Consider the following 18,009-nt stretch of genomic DNA (forward strand, 5'->3'; position numbering starts at 1 on the left):
TAACTTGCGCGCACCCGGTCGGTGCGAATCGCCCCTCATCGCGCCTCCATCCGGACACGAAGTCGCGACATGCCGCGCACGACCACATTCGGCCGGTACGGCGGTTCCTCGAGCAGGGTCATGGACGCGACCCGATCGGCGATCGCCCGCAGCACCACCTGCATCTCCAGCCGGGCCAGGGGCGCGCCGAGGCAGTAGTGCAGACCGAGTCCGAAAGACAAGTGCCGCTCGGCTTTCCGTCCTCGCGCGTACCGGGCGACGTCGAATTCGTCGGCGTGCGGGAACGCCGCCGGGTCGCGGTTGGCCGAGGCGAGCAGCACGATCACCGCGTCTCCCGGCGCGAAAGTGTGTCCGGAGATCGTGATCTCGTCATGCGCGGTGCGCGTGGTCAGGTGCACCGGCGCGTCGTAGCGCAGCACTTCGTCCACGGCGGGTTCGGCCAGTTCCGGGAAGCCGCGCAGCCGTTCGAACTGGTCCGGATTGCGGATGAGCGCGAGTACGCCGTTGCCGATCAGGTTGACCGTGGTCTCGTGTCCCGCGACGACGAGGATCAGCAGCGTGCCGAGCAATTCGGTGCGGGTAAGGCGCGCGCCCGCGTCGTCGGCCTGCACCAGCGCGGTGATCAGGTCCGCGCGCGGGGCGCGGCGGCGCTGCTCCACCAGGTCGCCGAAGAACTCCAGGAAGGCGTGGACGGCGGCGGTGCGCGCGTCCAACTCCGCTTGCGACAGCAGCACATCGGGGTCGAGGCCGCGCGCGATGCCGGTGGAGATCTGCCGGACGTGCTCATGCGCCTCCGCGGGCACGCCGAGCAGTTCGCACACCATGGTCAGCGGCAGCGGGTAGGCCAGCGCGTCCAGCAGATCGACGTCGCGATCGGCGAGCACTTTCGCCATCAGGTCGTCCACCAGCTGTTCGGCACGTTCCCGCATGCCGCTGACGGTGCGTGCGGTGAACGCCTTGCTCACCAGTCCGCGCAGCCGGGTGTGCTCCGGCGGCTCCATCCAGAGGAACGACCCGGGCAGCTCGACATCGCTGTCGCCGTGCAGCAGATCCGGTTCCTCGGCGTGGCTCCAGCGCGGGTCCTGCATGATCGCCTGCGCCTCGTGATGGCGGGTGACCAAGTGGGTGTCGTGTGGACCGGGCACGAACGGGCCCGCTGCCCGCAGCACCTCGTAACTGCCGTACGGGTTGTGCCGCATGTGCGGAGCGACGCTCTCGACGACCGCCAGCTGAACCGGGGTCAATTCCTCGACCGCGGAATGGTCCGAACTCACCGGAAACTCCTGGATAGAAATGGACGCGACACGGAATTCCCCGGCCGGACGGAAAGAAATTCCGTCGTCCATGGTGGTGGCCCGCGGACGCGTGGCGCGGTGGCGATTGCCCGTTCCTATCGGGCCATAGTGCAAATACCTTGTCCGCCAGTGTGATCGGATGATCGGCATTCTTTATCGCCGATATCAGTTCACAACGAGTTCAAAGCATCGTCACAATTCGCTGTTGTCGTGGCAGACATGAATTCCGCGGAATCGGCCGGAACCCTGCACGGCCGCCTCGTCGAGATCGCCGCCGCCCATCCCGCGGTGGCGGCCACGTTCTGGTCGGTGCCGGAGACCGTGGACTACGCCGAGCTGCGTCGGCGGTCCCTGGCGGTCGCGGCGGCACTGGTCCGCCGGGGTGTGCGGCGCGGGGAACCGATGGGCATCCTCGCTCCGAACGCGCCCGAGTTTCTCACCAGCCTGTTCGGCATCGCGGCGGCGGGGGGCGCGGCCACTCCCCTGCCGCTGCCCACTGGCGCACGGGCGACCAGCGTTTACCCACGGAGGCTGGCGGCCATCACCGCGGCCGCGGGCATGCGCACCGTCCTGGTGTCGCATCGCTTCGCCGATCTGACCGCAGCGCTGCACGACGCGATGGACATCGAATTTCTCGACACCACAGCGCTTATGGAGTACGTGGCGACCTCGGATGTTCCGCTTCCCACGCTCGGGGCCGGCGACTTGGCCATCGTGCAGTTCACCTCCGGCAGCACCGCGACACCCAAAGGCGTCCGCCTGACCCACCACAACGTGCTCAGCGGCCTCGCGTCGATCCGCACCGGCATTCAGCTGGGCCCGGACGATCAGGGCGGCTTCTGGCTGCCGCTGTTCCATGACATGGGCCTGTTCGGCACGCTCTCGGCGATCCTGCGCGGGATTCCCGCGCACGTGTGGTCGCCGGTCGCGTTCGTCAAGGACCCGGCGCGCTGGCTCGCCGAATTCGCCGCCGGCGGCACGACCATCACCGCGATGCCCAACTTCGGCTACGAGGCGCTGCTGTCGGCCGTGCCGCCGGAGCGGGTACGCGATTACGACCTGAGCCGCTGGCGGATTGCGTTCAACGGATCGGAACCGATATCCCGGGATGTGGTACTCGCCTTCTGCGAGCGTTTCGCTCCCACGGGATTCCGGCCGACGACGATGTTCGGCGTCTACGGCATGGCCGAGGCCACCTTGGCGGTGACCTTTCCCCCGCTCGGCCGGGAACCTGTCTTCGAGTGGGTCGACCGTGCCGAGTTGTCCGATAACGCTGTGGCACAACCGGTTGCGCCGGACGTGCCGGGCGCGCGGGCGGTCGCGGGCGTGGGCGCGCCGGTAGACCGGCTGCGGTTGCGCGTGGTCACCCCGGACGGCGACCGCGACCTGCCCGACGGCGCGGTCGGCGAGATTCTCATCCAGGGCGACGCGGTCACCGGCGGATACCTGGCCGTCGACCCGGCGCGGGTCGCCGGGCTGTTCACCGACGGCTGGCTGCGCACCGGCGACCTCGGATATCTGCGCGACGGCGAGCTCTTCGTCACCGGCCGGTGCAAGGACATGATCACCGTCCGCGGCGTGAACTACTACGCGCAGGACGTCGAAGCCGCCGTGCGCGACCTCGACGGCGTGTACAAGGGCCGGTGCACGGCGGCGATCGACCCCGACGGAGCGGACGTGATCGCGCTGATCGCCGAATCCGAGTGCACCGGAGCAGAAGCCGACGCCCTTGCCGAGGCGATCCGCGCCAGGATCTCCGCCGGACTCGGCCTGGCCGCGGTCGCGGTCTATCTCGTCGCGCCCCGCAGCATCCCCCGGACCAGCAGCGGCAAGCTCCAGCGGCTCGCCGCCCGCGACCTCATCACGCACCGCCGGTAACCCGACCGAACTGGAGTTCTCTCGTGCACAGCTATGACGTCTTCCGCCACTACGAGCGCCTGCATTGGAAGCTGGCCGACCTCGATCTCGACGCCATCGACAAGTCCCTGGTCCGTCCCGAGTACATCACGCTGGCCAAGAGCGCGACGATGGGCGAGTCCAACGTGATCGCCGCGGTGCACGGGTTCCTGAACGAATTCCTCGACGACTACGACTTCTCCACCTTCGCGGTGGTGTGGGGCTACCAGGAGGTCCAGCACCACTACGCTTTCCGCTCCTGGCTCGGCGCGCTCGGCGAGAGCGTGGACGACAAGGCCGTCGACTCGATGCGCGAGCCGTACGCGCCGGGCACCACGCCCTCGGCGACGCTGGCCACCAACATCATCTCCGAGCTCACCGTCAACCACATCTACCGCGCGGTCGCGAGCTGGGTCGAGGAGCCGGTGCTGAAAAGCCTGCTGCTCGACGCCAGTCGCGACGAGGCAGGCCACGCACGCGAGTTCATCCACTACGCCACCGAGCGGCTGCGGCAGCGGCCCGAAGAGCTGCCCTCGGTGCTGGAGACCCTGTACGTCTACAGCTCCGAGGCCAAGATCAAGCACCCGGTCAGCACCTTCAAGGCCGGCATCAGCGAGCTGGGCGACCACGAGACCATCGACACCGGGTTCGACCTGTTCCTGGAGCAGGTCGCCGCGGAGGGCGAGCTGGACGTGTTGCACGACAAGATCCGTCGCACGTTCGGCAACATGACCGGGCTGGACCTGTCCAGCAACGCCAAGGTCCGCCGCGCTCTGGCCGACGCGATCGCCTAGCGCCATGGACCGCCACACCATGCCCGGCGAGGCCACCATGCACGGCGGGGTGGACACCGTCCGGGTGCCCTGGTCGGTGATCCCGGACTATCACTGCTTCGGCTGCTCGCCGCACAACGCGACCGGCCTGCGCCTGCGTTTCACCCCGCACCCGGACGGCCTGCAGGCGCGGTTCCGGCTCGGTCGCGAGTTCGAGTCCTATCCGGGCGTCGTGCACGGCGGCCTGATCGGCGTGATCTGCGACGAGGTGATGGGCAACCTGATCGTCCTGGCCCGCCACCACCCCGCGTTCACCGTGTCACAGCGGACCAGATTCCTCACACCACTGCTCATCGGCCGCGAATACCGCTGCGTCGCAACGTTGACCGACACACGGGCGGACCGGCCGATCCAGGCGGCCGCGGAGATCCGCGACGCCGACGATCTCGTCTGTGCCAGCTCCACCGCGGCCTACCAGCCGTTCGCGCTCGACGACGTGCGCCACCAACTCACCCTCGGCGACGACGAGGTCGCCGCGCTCGCCCACGCCCTGTCCGCGGGCACCGCCCGCACACCGAACGGAGTCCCGTCATGACCAGCACCCACACCGCCGACGACATCCTGCGCACCGTCACCGGCATCGCCGTCGCCGAGACCGGCATCCCGGAGGCCGAGCTGCGCCCCGACGCCGACCTGCGCGGCATGGCGGGCGTCGACTCGGTACGCGTGCTGCGCATGGTCGCCAAGATCGAGCGCACCTACGACATCGAGCTCGAGGACCAGGACGTCTTCGGTATGTCCACGCTGGACGACGTCGTCGCGGTGGTCGGCAAGGCACTGGCCGAGGCGGCGGCGTGACCGTCGCCGACCAGCCGGTCACCGCCGACACCAATCAGCACTACGACCTCGATCCGGACATCTTCGGCCAGTTCCTCGACCCGCTGCGCAAGTACAGCTCCGCGCTCTACACGTCCGACGCCGACACCCTCGAGCAGGCGCAGCGGCGGAAGCTGCGGTTCGTGGCCGACCGGCTCGGCCTCACCGGTGGCGAACGGCTGCTGGACGTCGGCTGCGGCTGGGGATCGCTGATCTTGTTCATGGCCACGGAATTGGGTTGCGAGACAGTCGGTATCAGCCCGGCCCCGCGCCAGCACGAGTACATTGCCGAGCAAGCGCGCGCTCGCGGCGTCGCGGATCGGGTGCACACGCGCGTGGGCCATTTCGAGCGGATCGAGCTGGCGCCCCGGAGTTTCGACGCCGTGACGCTGCTCGGCTCGATCGTGCACATGCCCGATCTCGGCGCGATCTTCCGTCGCGCCCGCGCGGTGCTGCGCCGCGGCGGCACGCTGTACGTATCCGAGAGCTGCTTCCGCAACGCGGCGGCGCGCACGGCGTTCGACGCCAAGGACGGCACCGAATTCGTCCGCGAGGACATCTTCGGATGGGGTGACCTGCGTCCGCTGTCGGATCTGGTGACCGCCGCCGAGGACGCGGGGTTCTCGATCATCGCGGTGGACGATCTCACCGACCACTACCGCCGCACCATCGACGACTGGATCGCGGGCGTCGACGCCGCCGCCGGCCGCATCGACGCGCACGGCCCGGGCCTGGCCGCGAAACTGCGGCACTACCTCGAGATCGCGAACGCCGGATGGGGCTACACCACCAAGCATTACGCGCTGACCTGCCGTAACGCCCGCTGACCGGAGGAGGAGCACATGAACATCGAATCGGCGCTGATTCCCGTCGACGAGGTGGCCGCGGCCGTCGACGGGTTCCTCGCGGCGTCCCCGGCCGCGCGGGCCTGGGACGTGGAGACGGCGTTCGACTGGTCGCGCGCCGACGCGGGCAGGCTCACCGAGGGCCAGCGCTCCGCGGTGCGGTTCGTCACCCTGATCGAGGACCACCTGCCCGGCTATTTCGATGTCTACCACCGGTATTTCCCGGTGGACGACAGCGTGGGCCGATCGGCGTTCATCCACAACCGCGAGCTGTACCACTTCACCGTCCGGTGGGCGCTGGAGGAGGACACGCACGCTCGCGCGCTGACCCGCTACCAGGAGGCGTCCGGGATGGCCGAACGCCATGCGCTGCGTGCGGAATTGGCGGTCGAGGGCCAGAAGCCGTTCGACCTGCCCTACCAGCACCCGGTGCAGTTCTTCGCCTACGCGCTGGTGCAGGAGAAGGCGACGCAGATGTACTACCAGCACCTGCGCGACGTGGTGGACGACCCGGTGCTCGGGGCGGTGCTTGCGCGGCTGTCCCGCGACGAGGCACGGCATTTCAGCTTCATGGCCGATGTCGTCGCGCGCTACCTGCGGGTACAGGGCGACGCGACCGTCGAGCCGATCCGCGACGTGATCGCCACCTTCCGCATGCCCTTGGCCGACACCATGCGCGGCTACTGGCGGTGGGCGCTCCGGATCGCCGATGTGGCCTCCTACGACCACACGGAGGCCTACGAGCACTTGGTGAAGGTCATCGACCGCGCCGTGGACGCCCGCAGCGACCGCCTGGACGAACTGGTGCGCTTCATCGGGGAGTGCCGTTCGCTCGCGTGAGCTCGGAAGCCGAACGACCCTGCCGCCGAGCATGTTTCGGGGCAGGGCCGTTCGGCGTCCGCAGGTCACCCTTCGGGATGCAGCACCAGGATCGTGGTGGAGCCGTGCGCGATCAGCTTGCCGCTCGCGTCGGTGATCCGTCCCTCGGCGGTGGCCGTGCGCCGCCCGACGTGCACCGCGGTGGCTTCGCAGGTCAGGCGGGAACCGTCCAGCGTCACCGCCCGGATGAAGTTCACCTTCAACTCCAGCGTCGTATACGCCACGCCGTCACCGAGTTTGGTGAAGACCGCGCTGCCCATCGCGGTGTCCATCAAGGTGGCCAGGACACCGCCGTGCACGGTGAACATGGCGTTGATGGTGGCCGGATTCGGGTCGAGGTAGTACCGGGTGTAGCCGTCCCCGGCCGTCTCCAACCGAATCCCCAGAGACGCGCCGACGCCGAGATTCTCGCGAAGACCCCGCTCGAAAACCGTGGTCAGTTCGGTGACACGGGACGCGACGGTCCCGTTGGCGTGAGTGTCGATGCTGGTCATGGCTTTGCCTCCCTCGCGAACGTTGCCCCGATATTCGATCAGCGCCCGATGAACTCCACCCGACCGCGCCCGGTTGCATTCCGACTTTCGATCGGCTGATAGGCCGCCCCTCGATGTCCGCCGCCGGCCGCCAAGTCGCACGCCGCAGCAGAGCTCTACGAGCACGCCCGCGGACGGCAGCAGCGACCGACAGCCCTTGACGCAACCAGTTGGTTGCAATACAGTCAATGGCAACCGATTGGTTGCTATACATTGGAGGTTGTTATGGGATTCCCCGATCAGATCGTGCGGACAGTCGAGCTCGCGCACCCGCCCGCCAAGGTGTGGACGGCGCTGACCACGGCCGAGGGCCTCGGCACGTGGTTCGGCAATTCGGCGACGATCGACCTGCGCCCCGGTGGCGTCGCGCAGATGACCTGGCAGAACGGCCACAGCGCCGATATGCGGATCGAGCGGGTCGAGGAGCCGAGCGTGTTCGGGTTCACCTGGCACATCTACGGACTGCCGGAGGACGACCCACGCCGCACCTATGTCGAGTTCACGCTGGAACCGGCCGGCGCGGGGACCCGGCTCACGGTGACGGAGACGGGTTTCGCTCAGCTGTCGGCCGACGACCACCGCAAGGCATTCGACGGCAACACCGAGGGTTGGGCGAGCGAGCTGGGTGAGCTGGTCGAATACCTTGACGCAGCCTGATATCGAGGCGATCGCCGAGCGGGTCTTCATCGCCTTGGCCGACCCCAGCCGCCGCGGCGTCCTCGCCGCGCTGGCAGCGGGCGGCCCCGCCACGGCAACGGATCTGGCCGATCGCCTGCCGATCACTCGGCAGGCGATCGCCAAACACCTCGCCCTGCTGGCGGACGCGGGCCTGGTCACGGCCGAACCAGGGGAACGGCGCCGGATCCGATTCCGGCTCGAGTCCAGCCCGATGCAAGTGGCGCAACAGTTTCTGGCCGCGCTCGCCCGCGATTGGGACAGCCAGCTCGACGCCCTGCGCAGGCACCTCGACGATTGAGGCAGGTAGCGCCCCCGCCAAGTGGACAGGGCGCTACTTCGGGACGTCGGCGGCCTGCCAGCGCGGGTCCCGGCCGAGGAGTGCCGCGATATTGTCCATCGCCGATAGCGCTGGGTCCTCCTTCAACGCGCGACGGTAAACTCCGCCCGGGCCATTGAGCGGACTACCGGGGCCGGTGATCGACCGCGCGATCGGCAGCGCTATCGCGGTGAGACGGTCCGGGACCGTGCAGGGTCGGCCGAGCGCACGGGACAGGTCCCAGCGGTGGGTCAGCATGTCGACGAAGTGGACCGAGAGCACCACGTCGGTCGCCATCGCGCCGGCTTCGGGCAGATGCACGACGCCGCCGACCTGTTCCATCGCCACCACCCACCGGGCGGCGGTGCGGGCGAAGCCATCTCGTGGGTCGTCGGCATGATCTTCGAGCGGCGCGAACACTGTCGCGATGACAGCCTCGTGGCGTTCGTTCATATGCTCGATCAGGTCCGCAACCGTCCAGCCGGTACACGGCGTCGGCGCACCGAGGTCGGTGTCGGCGACAGTTGCCACATCGTGGCCGATCAGCGCCAGGGCCATCGCGTCGAGTCGCAGCAGATCGCTCAAGGTCTCTCCCAAAAATTAGCGTCCGGTCGTTCGCTAAAATGATAGCGAACGACCGGACGCTACGATGGGCTCCGTGTCTCCCCGCAGCTCACACGCCGAAGCAGCACGCACCAGGGACCGAATCGTCCGGGTCGCCGTCGAGGACGCGTCGCGGATCGGCGTGGACGGCCTCACCATCGGCGCACTCGCCGACCGGCTCGGAATGAGCAAGGCCGGTGTCGTCGGCCCCTTCGGATCCCGCGAGAACCTCCAGCACGCCGCATTGGAACAGGCTGGACGAATCTTTCGCGCAGCCGTCATCGAACCACTCGCCGAGTTGTCACTCGGCCCGGCCCGCCTGGCCCGGCTGATCGATATCTGGATCGACTATTTGGCCGAATGCCCCTTCCCTGGAGGATGTTTCGTCACCGCGGCCTCGACCGAACTCGACGGACGGCCGGGGCCGCTGCGCGACCGCCTGCACACCGTGGTCACCGACTGGCGCGCCTTCCTCACCGCGGAAGTCGCCGCGGCACAAGCCGAAACGCCCAGCCCGCATCGACCTCCGGAGGAGGTGGCCACCGTCCTCATCGGCATCTCCATGGCGGTGAACCAGGAGATCCAGCTGCTCGGCGACATTTCCGCCGCCGAACGCGGACGTGCCGCCATGCGCAACGCGGCCGGATTGCCCGCACCGACCGAACTTTGACGAGTCCGCGGTCGGCGCGCCACCTGCAACCGATGTGCGCCACGCACGATGCCCTCTTTTTTCAGGGCGTGTAATCGACTGCTGCACCACCCTTTCGGTTCGCATCTGGTCGGTGACGGGTCGGACTCGGGCAACGGAGACCTAGTACGGGGTCGGCCGCAGGACAGGGGAAACATCGTGCGGGATCCGCGCTATGAACATGCCAAGGTGCTGCGGCGAGACGGCCGGGCGGGGAGGCGAGCGCGGTGCTCACCCAACTGCTGGCCGAGCGGCCCGGGGATATCGGCGCCCGCTACGCACTGGCGGTGTGTCAGCTCGATCTCGGACTACGCCGCGAGGCGCGCGAGAGCCTGCTGCAGGTAGTGCACGCCCAGTTTCGGCGTCCCCCATCCGATATGGCGACTGCGCGCCGCCGCCACACTCCGACGAGCGTTACACGAATCAACCAGCAACGGCGGCCGCGCGGATGACCATCGCGGTATCCGTGGCGCGGTGCAGTCCGCGGCGGTCGTAGGCGTAGGTGACGCCTGCGCCGAGAAGCAGTCCCACGACCAGGCCGAGCACCGTCATCCAGAGGCCGTGGCCGAAACCGGCTTCGATACGCGCGTCGAAGAACAGAATGGCGCGCACCGCCAAATAGATCTGGTGCATGGGTTCGAACGCGGCCAAGTTCGCGATGTAGGTGGGCGTCGCCTCCAGCGGGACCGTGGCGGCCGAGGACGGCAGGCCGAGGACGACGAACAGGACCAGGTTGACCATCAATCCCGCGGTACCGAAGGCGGCGAGAACAGCAAGTGCGGTCACGCCGACGGCGATGATGGCCAGGGTTCCATACAGCCACAACAGCAGCGAACTGCCCAGCGGGACGCCCAATGCCGTTGCGACGGCGAGAAATATCCCGGACAGAATCGGCGCCGCGGTGGCGATGACAGCCCACTTCACGAGCAGGGTGCGGAAGCGGGAAATCCCAGTGGCCGGGGGATGCACGAACCACGGGCCGTATTCGGTGGGAGTGAAGCCGAGTACCGAATCGACGAGAGTGTGGATGATCATGGCGCCGGTGAAGCCGGCGAGCAGCAGGATCAGGGTGTAGAAGAAGGCGACGAGACCCTGTCCGGCGGACTCGTCCATGGGATGGTAAGGCGCGGTGACGATCTCGACCGGGTCGGTGAGCATCAGGCGGGCGGCGCCACTGGGCTCGACCGGCGCGCCGGGACCCGCCGCGAGGGCGGCGTGCACCTGATCGGTCAGGTTCTTGCCGACCGTCTCGTCCACCTGGTTCAGCGCTCGGTCGGCGATACGCTGCATGATCCCGGTGGTGTAGGGGCCGACGCGCGGGTTGGTGTGGACCGTGATCACCGGGCGCTCGATCGCACCTGGCACCACGGCGGCGGCGCCGAGAATCGCCAGCCGTTTGGTGAAATCGGACGGGATCACGATCGCGCCGTAGACCTCGCCGTGTCCCAACTGTCTGCGCGCCTCGGCGATGCCGACGACACGCAGGTCGATCGTCTCCGGCGATATGCCCGCGACCAGCGCGTCGGTGACCTGAGCGCCGATATTGGCGGGCTTGCCGTCGATCGTGTCGCCGACGTCCTGATTGACCAGGGCCACCGGAAAGTCGTGCAGGTTCTTCTCGGTATTGCCGGAGTAGCCGAGATACATGGTCGCGAGCAGCGCCGCGAAAACCATCAGCACCGCGATCGGGGCGGTGAAAGTCCGAACCGTCATGTCCAGTCAATGTAGTCAGTGACTACAAAGTAGGCAATGACTACATTTTGTTATCCTGCCAACACCATGCCGATCAACCGAGCCCGCTCCTACCATCACGGCGACCTGCGCGCCGAGTTGCTGCAGCGGGCCGAGGCGACGCTGCGCGAGTCCGGGGTCGACGGCCTGTCGCTGCGCGGGCTGGCTCGCGACATCGGTGTCAGCCACGCCGCCCCGACCCGGCATTTCAAGGACAAGCAGGCATTGCTGGACGCCCTCGCGGTGGCCGGATTCGAGCGCCTCGCCGCCGCGCTGGGGCAGACCGCCGCCGCCGGCTCGATCGAGGGGCGCATTCGCGCGCTGGCCAGGATCTACCTCCGCTTCGCGACGGAGAACTCGGCCCTCGTTGCGCTGATGTTCGCGCGCAGGCACAGCCCCGCCGCGGGCGACGCGATGTCCCAGGCGGTGGACGCGGTGTTCGCGACACCGGTCGCGCTCATCGCCGAAGCGCAAGCGCGCGGCGAGGTGATCGCGGGCGACCCGCGCCGCATCGCGCTGTCCGCCGTCGCCGCCCTGCAAGGCCTGGCCACCTTCGTCAGCGCCGGCGTGTTCGCCGCCGAGACCGCCGACGAACTCTTGGACGAGACCACCACGCACATGATCGAGGGGCTGCGCCCACGCCCGTGACGACGCGGCGCCGGCACCCGAACCGCCCCTCCCCTGCTCGTTTCGCGCCGTCAGTCGCGCACGGCCGCCACCATTTCGTCGATGCGACCGCGCAGCGACCGGCCCGCGGCCAGCAGTGGTTCGGTCGAGCGGAGCGTGCGACTGAGGACGAAGGCGCCCTCGAGGGCGGCGAGAACCGCGAGGATGAAGTCGCGGGCATCCGGAGCCGACAGGCCGCGGCGGACGAAGTAGGCGGTGCCCTCGTCGACCCAGGAGCCGATGACCTCGGCGGCGACCTCGCGCAGGGCGGGTTCGCTGTCGGCGATCTCGCCGGCGATGGTCCCGACCGGGCACATGTTGATCCAGCCGGTCTGTTCGATCTGTTCGGCGGCGGCTTCGAAGGCGGCGGGGACCGCGTCGCGCAGGTCGTCGTGCGGGTCGAGCAGCAGCGGGAGCAACTGGATGTAGGCGGCCCCGGATGCGCGCAGGGCTGCGGCGGCGACCTGTGGTTTTCCTCCGGGGAAGTGGTGATAGAGCGAGCCCATCGGCGCGCGGGCGGCGACGGTGATCTGCTTGACGCTGGTTCCGGCGTAGCCCTGCGTGCGCATCAGCTCGGCCGTCGCGGTGACCAGGCGTTCGGAGGTGCTGGTTGACATCTTCTCGGTCACCCCACCAGACTAGAGCAAATACTCTAGAGCGATCGCTCGAACGGAGGCGAACATGCCGACAATCGACCTTCCCGTGGGCCCGGTGCACTATGCCGAGCGGGGCGAAGGACCGCCCGTCGTCCTGTTGCACGGCCTGCTGATGAACCACACGTTGTGGGACGAGGTGCTCGATCTACTCCCCGGCGGTTTCCGCTACGTGCTTCCGGACCTCCCCCTGGGCGCGCACCCCATCCCGCTGAAGCCGGGCGTCGACCTGAGCCTGCGCGGCCTGAACCAGCTGCTCGCCGACTTCCTCGCCGCACTGGATCTGCGCGAGGTGACGCTGGTGCACAGCGACTGGGGTGGTGCGCTGTTTCTCACCGCTTACGGTCTCGACGAGCGCGTCGGCAGGCTGATCGTCCTGCCGTGCGAGGCTTTCGACAACTTCCCGCCCGGCCTGCCGGGCAAGATGGCTACCGTCGCGACCTATCTGCCCGGCGGAATCTCCTTGGCGCTGCGGCAGTTACGGGTTCCGTGGCTGCGTCGCTCACCACTGCTGTTCGGCTGGATGGCACGCCGCCCACTGCCCGACGACCTGGTGCGCGGCTGGACCGAGCCCGGACTGCGCGACGCCCGCATCCGGCGCGACCTGCTCGCCTACACCAGATCGGGCTTCCGCAAGCGAGAACTCATCGCCCATACCGAAGCGTTGGCGAACTTCTCGGGCGATGCGTTGATCCTGTGGTCGTCGGCGGGCAAGGTGATGCCGCGCGAGCACGGGCGTCGGCTGGCCGAACTCATCCCGCGCGGGCGGCTGCTCGAAATCGACGACGCCTACGTCCTTTCCATGCTCGACCAGCCCGCCGCGGTCGCCGAGGCGATGTCGGCGTTCCTGGCCGAACACCGCGCCACTCCGGGCCCGAACACGCGGTAGACGTTGGCCAAGAAGCTCGACGCGCGGGCGATGCGCACACGTGCCGAACGGGCTGCGGGGCCAGAGCACCAGCGTTGTCGAGCCGGCATGAGCTTCCACCCGCGCTTCATGCCGATGCAGCGACCGCCAGCCACCACCTGTGCCACGTACCGGCGCGACGACGTCCGATGGCCACCCGTCGGCCAGCCGCCGATCCGGATCAGACTTTCACGGTCTCCAGTTCGGCTGGAGCTGCCGGGTTCTCTGGGGTCTCCAGGATCTCCGTGGTCTCGGACGGCTCAGAGGGCTCGTCGTCAGTGCGCCTCCGCGTCCGGTAATGGGCCCACTGCAGCAGACCGATCCCGATGAGCCCGGCAGCGGTGGTCGCGATGCCGATCAGGCTGCCGGGCGGACGCCAGTCGACGACCAGTTCCGCGTCCTCGGTGCCCGCGGGGATGTCGACGGCCAGGAACACGCCGCCGATCGCGCGGGCCGCCAGCTCCCGGCCGTTCAGCGTGACCCGGTGGCCGGGCCAGGCCAGCCGCGCGAACACGACGCTCCCACCGTTCGGCGAGTTCACCACGGCGCGGGCCGTGATGTCGTCGAGGGAACTGCTCGACACGGCGGTGACGCCCGCGGTGTGGGCGATCGGGCCGTTGCGCGTGGACATCCGCCCATCGGCGCGTTCCAGCACCCAGATGTGCCGTTCGTGTCCCGGATAGTCGGCCCACCGCCAACCGGAGGGTGCGGGACGTTCGCGCGCGTCCGGGTACTGCACGCGATGCAATACCACCCGGTCGACCTTCATCAGATCGACGATGGGCGCCCCGGTGACGGTTTCGGCCGCGAAGGCGCGGCGGTACGCGTCGGGACACGTGCTGCCATCCCAGGCCATGCACAACATGCCCGCGAAGGCCGCGTGGCCGATGGGCGTGTAGGCGTTGACGTAGTCGAGCCCGACGGCCTTGGCGTAGTTGCCGATGGCCAGCGAACCGTAGGCGCCCGCGAGGTTCCGGTCCTCGGGGGGCACGGCGGCGCGGTCGGCCAGTTGCAGGGTGAGGCCGTCGAAATCGGGGAAGGCCGCACGCATCGCCGAGCGCCGTTCCGGGAAGTCGTAGGACATCGGCGTCGGCGGCGCCCCTCGCACCTGCTCGTAGGCGATGGGGAACATGGCGGCGATGGTCAGCGCGCACGCGGCGACGGTCCCTCGGTGGCGGGCCAGCCACACGGCGGCGGCGCCGAGCGCCCCGACCGCCAGCACCGCGACCAGATGGCGCAGCACCAATTCCGGTGCTGCGGAAACCGACCGGATGAACAACAAGCCGACCAGCACGGCGGCGGCCGTGACGCGGCGGCGCGAGGCGGCGAAAGCGCCGTAGCGACTGAGCAGTACGCACACCAGCACGAGCAGGACGACGGCCAGCATCGGCAGGACCCGGGCGGGCCAGCGCAGCGGTCCGATGGCGCCCGGCCCGGCCGTCCACATCAGCACCGCCGTCGCGAAGAAGGCGAGACCGCTCAACTCTCGTGCCGCGGCACGCGCGGCACGCCAGTCGACGAAGGCGAGCGCCGGGATGAGGAACCAGGCGATGTAGACCATCGGCAGCGGCTGGACATGCCCCCACCATGCGGTGAACGCCGGCGTGGTGCTCGGCAGGCTGGCGTTCAGCGACTCCGACCACGGCACCGTCAAGAACGGATCGTTGTGGATCTGGACGCTTCCGCGCCAGGTCACCTGCGAGGACAGGATCCCGGACAGATTCGCGACGGCCGCCGTGAGCGCGGCGAATCCCGCCGCGAGGCACAATCGCACCGTGGGCGCCCACCGGCGCTGATGCACCACTTCGCCGGCCGCGACCGCGGCGATGATCAGCGCGGACTCCACGGCGGGGAAGGCATATTGGACGGTGAGCGTCAGATACAGGAAGACGAACACCGGCAACGGTCCGCTCCGGCCGCGGGCATACTGCACCGCCGATGCCCAGGCGTGCACCATCCAGGCCGTCGCGACGTGCGGGGTGAACCAGCTGGCCTGATCGAAGAACAGGAACCAACCGCTGAGCGGGAACGCGATCCCCGCCACCGCCGCCCAGCGGGGACGGGCTCCGTAGGCGAGGCAGATGCGGAACACGCCGAGCGCCGCGATGATCGAGAAGACGAGCTTCACCGCCGTCGCGTAGGCGGCCAGATCGTCCATCGACGGTGCGAGCAGGTAGACCAGCAGCTGCGGCGGATTGAACAGCGCCGCCTCTTCCAGGGTGTAGTTGCCCGCCATCCACTCGTGTGGAACGAGAGCGGGAAAACGGCCCTCGCGCAACAGCTCTCCGAGCCTGACCCACATCGGGGCGTACTGGGCCTCGGTGTCGTCGGTGTAGTAGTGCCTGGCGTCGCCGAGCAGTACCGCCAGGTACCCGGCGATCACCCCGATGACGGTGGCGGCGCCCCAGACGTAGTGCTCTTTTCGCGCTCCGGGCGCCGCGGCAGTACTCACAATGCGCGCAGTGTAGCGGCGACGAGTGAATACGTCACGACCGGTTCGTGCGATATGTCCGCCATTTCGCGGTCGTAACACCGAATGCGCGGGCTTGCCTTGACGTCGACGAGAAGGTTTAGCGTTTGCGATGACGTCGAGAAGGAGAATGCATGCGAATCGGCGAACTGGCGCGGCGGGCGGGCACCAGCACACGCGCCCTGCGCTATTACGAGGAACACGGCTTGGTACGGCCGCGCCGGGCCGCCAACGGGTACCGCTCCTACGACGAGTCCGAGCTGCTGATCGTGGCGCAGATTCGCACACTGCTCGGAGCCGGATTCGATCTCGACGACATCCGCCCGTTCGTCGCCTGCCTGCGGGCGGGCAACCCCTCCGGCGACGTATGCCCGGACTCGGTGTCCACGTTGCGGCGCAAGCTGGCCGAGGTCGATTCCTACGTCGACCGCCTGGAGACCGTTCGCCGTCAACTGCGCGGCCAGCTCGCGGCGGCCTGCGAGTTCGACCGGATCGAGGAGGGCAGGTGAAGTTCGCGGTCAGTTACAGCACGCCATTCTTCGGTACCGACCCGGACCGGTTGATCGGCTATGCCCGGCACGCCGAACACTGCGGTTTCGAAGCCGTCTACCTGCCCGAGCACATCGCGCTGTACCCGGGCGCGACGGTCGGGCCGATGGAGATCACCCCGTCGGTGCCGTTCGCCGACCCACTCGACGCGCTGAGCTTCGTGGCCGCCGCGACGGACCGGATCCTGCTCGGCACGGCGGTGCTGCTGCTGCCGTACCACCATCCGGTGGTGCTGGCCAAACGCCTGGCGACCATCGATGTGCTGTCCCGGGGGCGGATGCGCCTGCTGACGGTGGGGCTGGGCACGCTGCCCGGTGAGGCGCAGGCGGTGGGGGTTGATTTCGGCACCCGCGGCCGCCGGGCCGACGAGGCCATCGATGTGCTGCGCCTGCTGTGGTCGGGCGACGCGGACGGGGTGAGCTTCCAGGGCGAGTTCTTCCGCTTCGAGAATCTGTGCAGCTTCCCGAAACCCTATGCGACCGAGCCGCTGCCGATTCATGTGGGCGGATCGAGCCGGGCCGCCGCACGGCGGGCGGGAGGCCGTGGTGACGGCTACTTCCCCGGCGGCGCGCTCGGTCCCGGCGAACGGGCCGTCCAACTGGAGATCGCCCGCGCCGCCGCGGCGGACCGGGGCAACGACGCGTTCGAATACACGCGCTGGGGGTCGCTCGATATGCCGGTCGAGCGCGTCGAAGCGCTGGCCGAGCAGGGCGTCACACGCATCGTGGTGAGCGCGAGCACGGGCGAGCCGCAGCAGGCGCGCGACGAGTTGTCCGCCTTCGCGGAGCGCTTCGGACTCGCGCACGCGCCGATCTGACCTCGCCGGCGCGAACGGCTTCAGACCGCGTGTCCGGCGGCCAGGTCGGCCACCGCGTGGTAGTGCAGCGTCTCGGCCCCGCGGCGCGACGCGGCTCCGTCCTCCGGTTCCAGCAGTATTCCCACGTGGTCGCCGAAGTCGTAGCGGTCCCGGATGCGGGCACTGAACCAGCTGGGGACCGTGTTGATCACGGGCACGCCGCCGGGACCAGGGGCCCAGTCGCAGTGCACGAACTTGTCGATGTCGTCGCCGGTCTCACCGCCGAACAGCCGGGCGAGCGACAACTGCTCGCTGGCGAGCACATGCACCGCGAGCCGCTCGGCGCGCTGGGCGACCCGATAGGTGTGGTTGCGTTTGGACAGACCGACCAGGAACCGGCGCGGCTCGACGCTCACCTGCGTCGCGAAGCCGACGAGGCATCCGGCCCGCCGCCCATCGGCCTGGACGGTCACCAGCAGCACGGGGTAGTCCGCCGCCGCGACCACCGCGTCGAACACTGCGGTCCGGTCTTCGGTAGCCATCGGTCCTCCCAGCGTGATGCGTCTTCCCCGGATGCCCGCGCGATCCACGGGCAAACCTTCCGGGCTGGGCACCGCCCACCCTACAGCTGTGGCGGCAAATCGTCCGAGACGGCGACGCCAACCAGGAGTGCGGTGCCCATGCGACGGCTGCGTAGATCAGCGCTTTCTGATCTACATCCCGTGGATGATAGTCCACGGCAACGACTTCCGCGCCTACACTGAGAATGTCGAGTGGCGCTTGCCACATTGCGTGCGCACCTGCGCTTACCAGCGCACAACCCCACGTCCACGGCAGCTCCCGGCGTACCCCGAA

General features: G+C 68.8%; 21 protein-coding genes. 14 read left to right on the top strand and 7 right to left on the bottom strand.

Annotated elements, in window-relative coordinates:
• Positions 1-35: 35 nt before the first annotated feature.
• Positions 36-1,274, bottom strand: a complete 1,239-nt coding sequence (locus IU459_RS15325; RefSeq protein WP_195130198.1) for a cytochrome P450 — start codon at positions 1,272-1,274, stop codon at positions 36-38.
• A gap of 240 nt (positions 1,275-1,514) precedes the next feature.
• Between IU459_RS15325 and IU459_RS15330 the strand changes: the two genes are divergently transcribed.
• The 6 genes from IU459_RS15330 to IU459_RS15355 are packed head-to-tail and all read left to right on the top strand — an operon-like array spanning position 1,515 to position 6,525.
• Positions 1,515-3,173, top strand: a complete 1,659-nt coding sequence (locus IU459_RS15330; RefSeq protein ID WP_195130307.1) for a fatty acyl-AMP ligase — start codon at positions 1,515-1,517, stop codon at positions 3,171-3,173.
• Positions 3,174-3,196: 23 nt separating this feature from the next.
• Positions 3,197-3,985, top strand: a complete 789-nt coding sequence (locus tag IU459_RS15335) for a ferritin-like domain-containing protein (RefSeq protein WP_195130199.1) — start codon at positions 3,197-3,199, stop codon at positions 3,983-3,985.
• A 4-nt stretch (positions 3,986-3,989) separates the two neighbouring features.
• Positions 3,990-4,559 carry a PaaI family thioesterase gene (locus tag IU459_RS15340; protein ID WP_228837960.1) on the top strand — a complete coding sequence of 190 codons (570 nt, stop codon included), beginning with the start codon at positions 3,990-3,992 and terminating at the stop codon, positions 4,557-4,559.
• Positions 4,556-4,822: an acyl carrier protein gene (locus IU459_RS15345; RefSeq protein ID WP_195130200.1), complete on the top strand. Its 267-nt coding sequence runs from the start codon at positions 4,556-4,558 to the stop codon at positions 4,820-4,822. Before IU459_RS15340 ends, IU459_RS15345 begins: the two co-directional genes overlap by 4 nt.
• Positions 4,819-5,667: an SAM-dependent methyltransferase gene (locus IU459_RS15350; RefSeq protein WP_195130201.1), complete on the top strand. Its 849-nt coding sequence runs from the start codon at positions 4,819-4,821 to the stop codon at positions 5,665-5,667. Before IU459_RS15345 ends, IU459_RS15350 begins: the two co-directional genes overlap by 4 nt.
• A gap of 15 nt (positions 5,668-5,682) precedes the next feature.
• On the top strand, positions 5,683-6,525 hold the full coding sequence (locus IU459_RS15355; RefSeq protein ID WP_195130202.1) for an acyl-ACP desaturase: 843 nt from the start codon (positions 5,683-5,685) through the stop codon (positions 6,523-6,525).
• A gap of 65 nt (positions 6,526-6,590) precedes the next feature.
• Here the strand turns inward: IU459_RS15355 and IU459_RS15360 are convergent, their stop codons facing one another.
• A complete protein-coding gene (locus IU459_RS15360) occupies positions 6,591-7,058 on the bottom strand; it encodes a PaaI family thioesterase (protein WP_067465243.1) in 468 nt (155 codons plus the stop codon).
• A 264-nt stretch (positions 7,059-7,322) separates the two neighbouring features.
• Here IU459_RS15360 and IU459_RS15365 point away from each other — a divergent pair, with 264 nt between their 5' ends.
• Positions 7,323-7,754: an SRPBCC domain-containing protein gene (locus tag IU459_RS15365; protein ID WP_195130203.1), complete on the top strand. Its 432-nt coding sequence runs from the start codon at positions 7,323-7,325 to the stop codon at positions 7,752-7,754.
• Positions 7,741-8,073, top strand: a complete 333-nt coding sequence (locus tag IU459_RS15370) for an ArsR/SmtB family transcription factor (RefSeq protein WP_228837961.1) — start codon at positions 7,741-7,743, stop codon at positions 8,071-8,073. Before IU459_RS15365 ends, IU459_RS15370 begins: the two co-directional genes overlap by 14 nt.
• Positions 8,074-8,106: 33 nt before the next feature.
• Here the strand turns inward: IU459_RS15370 and IU459_RS15375 are convergent, their stop codons facing one another.
• The gene (locus IU459_RS15375; protein ID WP_228837962.1) at positions 8,107-8,676 is read right to left on the bottom strand and encodes a maleylpyruvate isomerase family mycothiol-dependent enzyme; all 570 of its coding nucleotides are present in this window, start codon (positions 8,674-8,676) and stop codon (positions 8,107-8,109) included.
• A 73-nt stretch (positions 8,677-8,749) separates the two neighbouring features.
• On the opposite strand from IU459_RS15375, the gene IU459_RS15380 reads away from it, so the two are divergent.
• Both IU459_RS15380 and IU459_RS40080 read left to right on the top strand, forming a co-directional pair.
• On the top strand, positions 8,750-9,364 hold the full coding sequence (locus IU459_RS15380; RefSeq protein ID WP_228837963.1) for a TetR/AcrR family transcriptional regulator: 615 nt from the start codon (positions 8,750-8,752) through the stop codon (positions 9,362-9,364).
• Between the two features lie 245 nt (positions 9,365-9,609).
• The gene (locus tag IU459_RS40080) at positions 9,610-9,834 is read left to right on the top strand and encodes a tetratricopeptide repeat protein (protein WP_195130206.1); all 225 of its coding nucleotides are present in this window, start codon (positions 9,610-9,612) and stop codon (positions 9,832-9,834) included.
• Here IU459_RS40080 and IU459_RS15390 read toward each other — a convergent pair.
• On the bottom strand, positions 9,806-11,095 hold the full coding sequence (locus IU459_RS15390; protein ID WP_195130207.1) for a YhgE/Pip domain-containing protein: 1,290 nt from the start codon (positions 11,093-11,095) through the stop codon (positions 9,806-9,808). The two genes, IU459_RS40080 and IU459_RS15390, sit on opposite strands and share 29 nt — an antisense overlap.
• A gap of 66 nt (positions 11,096-11,161) precedes the next feature.
• Here IU459_RS15390 and IU459_RS15395 point away from each other — a divergent pair, with 66 nt between their 5' ends.
• On the top strand, positions 11,162-11,761 hold the full coding sequence (locus tag IU459_RS15395) for a TetR/AcrR family transcriptional regulator (protein ID WP_195130208.1): 600 nt from the start codon (positions 11,162-11,164) through the stop codon (positions 11,759-11,761).
• Positions 11,762-11,811: 50 nt separating this feature from the next.
• On the opposite strand, the gene IU459_RS15400 is transcribed toward IU459_RS15395, so the two are convergent.
• Complete coding sequence (locus IU459_RS15400; protein WP_195130310.1) at positions 11,812-12,396, bottom strand: TetR/AcrR family transcriptional regulator; 585 nt, start codon at positions 12,394-12,396, stop codon at positions 11,812-11,814.
• 64 nt (positions 12,397-12,460) lie between these two features.
• On the opposite strand from IU459_RS15400, the gene IU459_RS15405 reads away from it, so the two are divergent.
• The gene (locus IU459_RS15405) at positions 12,461-13,321 is read left to right on the top strand and encodes an alpha/beta fold hydrolase (protein WP_195130209.1); all 861 of its coding nucleotides are present in this window, start codon (positions 12,461-12,463) and stop codon (positions 13,319-13,321) included.
• A gap of 199 nt (positions 13,322-13,520) precedes the next feature.
• Here IU459_RS15405 and IU459_RS15410 read toward each other — a convergent pair whose 3' ends face one another.
• On the bottom strand, positions 13,521-15,791 hold the full coding sequence (locus IU459_RS15410) for a hypothetical protein (protein ID WP_324198882.1): 2,271 nt from the start codon (positions 15,789-15,791) through the stop codon (positions 13,521-13,523).
• 152 nt (positions 15,792-15,943) lie between these two features.
• Here IU459_RS15410 and IU459_RS15415 point away from each other — a divergent pair, with 152 nt between their 5' ends.
• Both IU459_RS15415 and IU459_RS15420 read left to right on the top strand, forming a co-directional pair.
• Entirely contained in the window at positions 15,944-16,318 is a 375-nt protein-coding gene (locus IU459_RS15415) for a MerR family transcriptional regulator (protein WP_195130210.1), read from the top strand.
• The gene (locus IU459_RS15420; RefSeq protein ID WP_195130211.1) at positions 16,315-17,175 is read left to right on the top strand and encodes a TIGR03619 family F420-dependent LLM class oxidoreductase; all 861 of its coding nucleotides are present in this window, start codon (positions 16,315-16,317) and stop codon (positions 17,173-17,175) included. Before IU459_RS15415 ends, IU459_RS15420 begins: the two co-directional genes overlap by 4 nt.
• Before the next feature lie 20 nt (positions 17,176-17,195).
• Here the strand turns inward: IU459_RS15420 and IU459_RS15425 are convergent, their stop codons facing one another.
• The gene (locus IU459_RS15425) at positions 17,196-17,696 is read right to left on the bottom strand and encodes a flavin reductase family protein (RefSeq protein ID WP_195130212.1); all 501 of its coding nucleotides are present in this window, start codon (positions 17,694-17,696) and stop codon (positions 17,196-17,198) included.
• Between the last annotated feature and the right edge of the window lie 313 nt (positions 17,697-18,009).

This window comes from Nocardia amamiensis, assembly GCF_015477605.1.
Taxonomy (GTDB): domain Bacteria; phylum Actinomycetota; class Actinomycetes; order Mycobacteriales; family Mycobacteriaceae; genus Nocardia; species Nocardia amamiensis_A.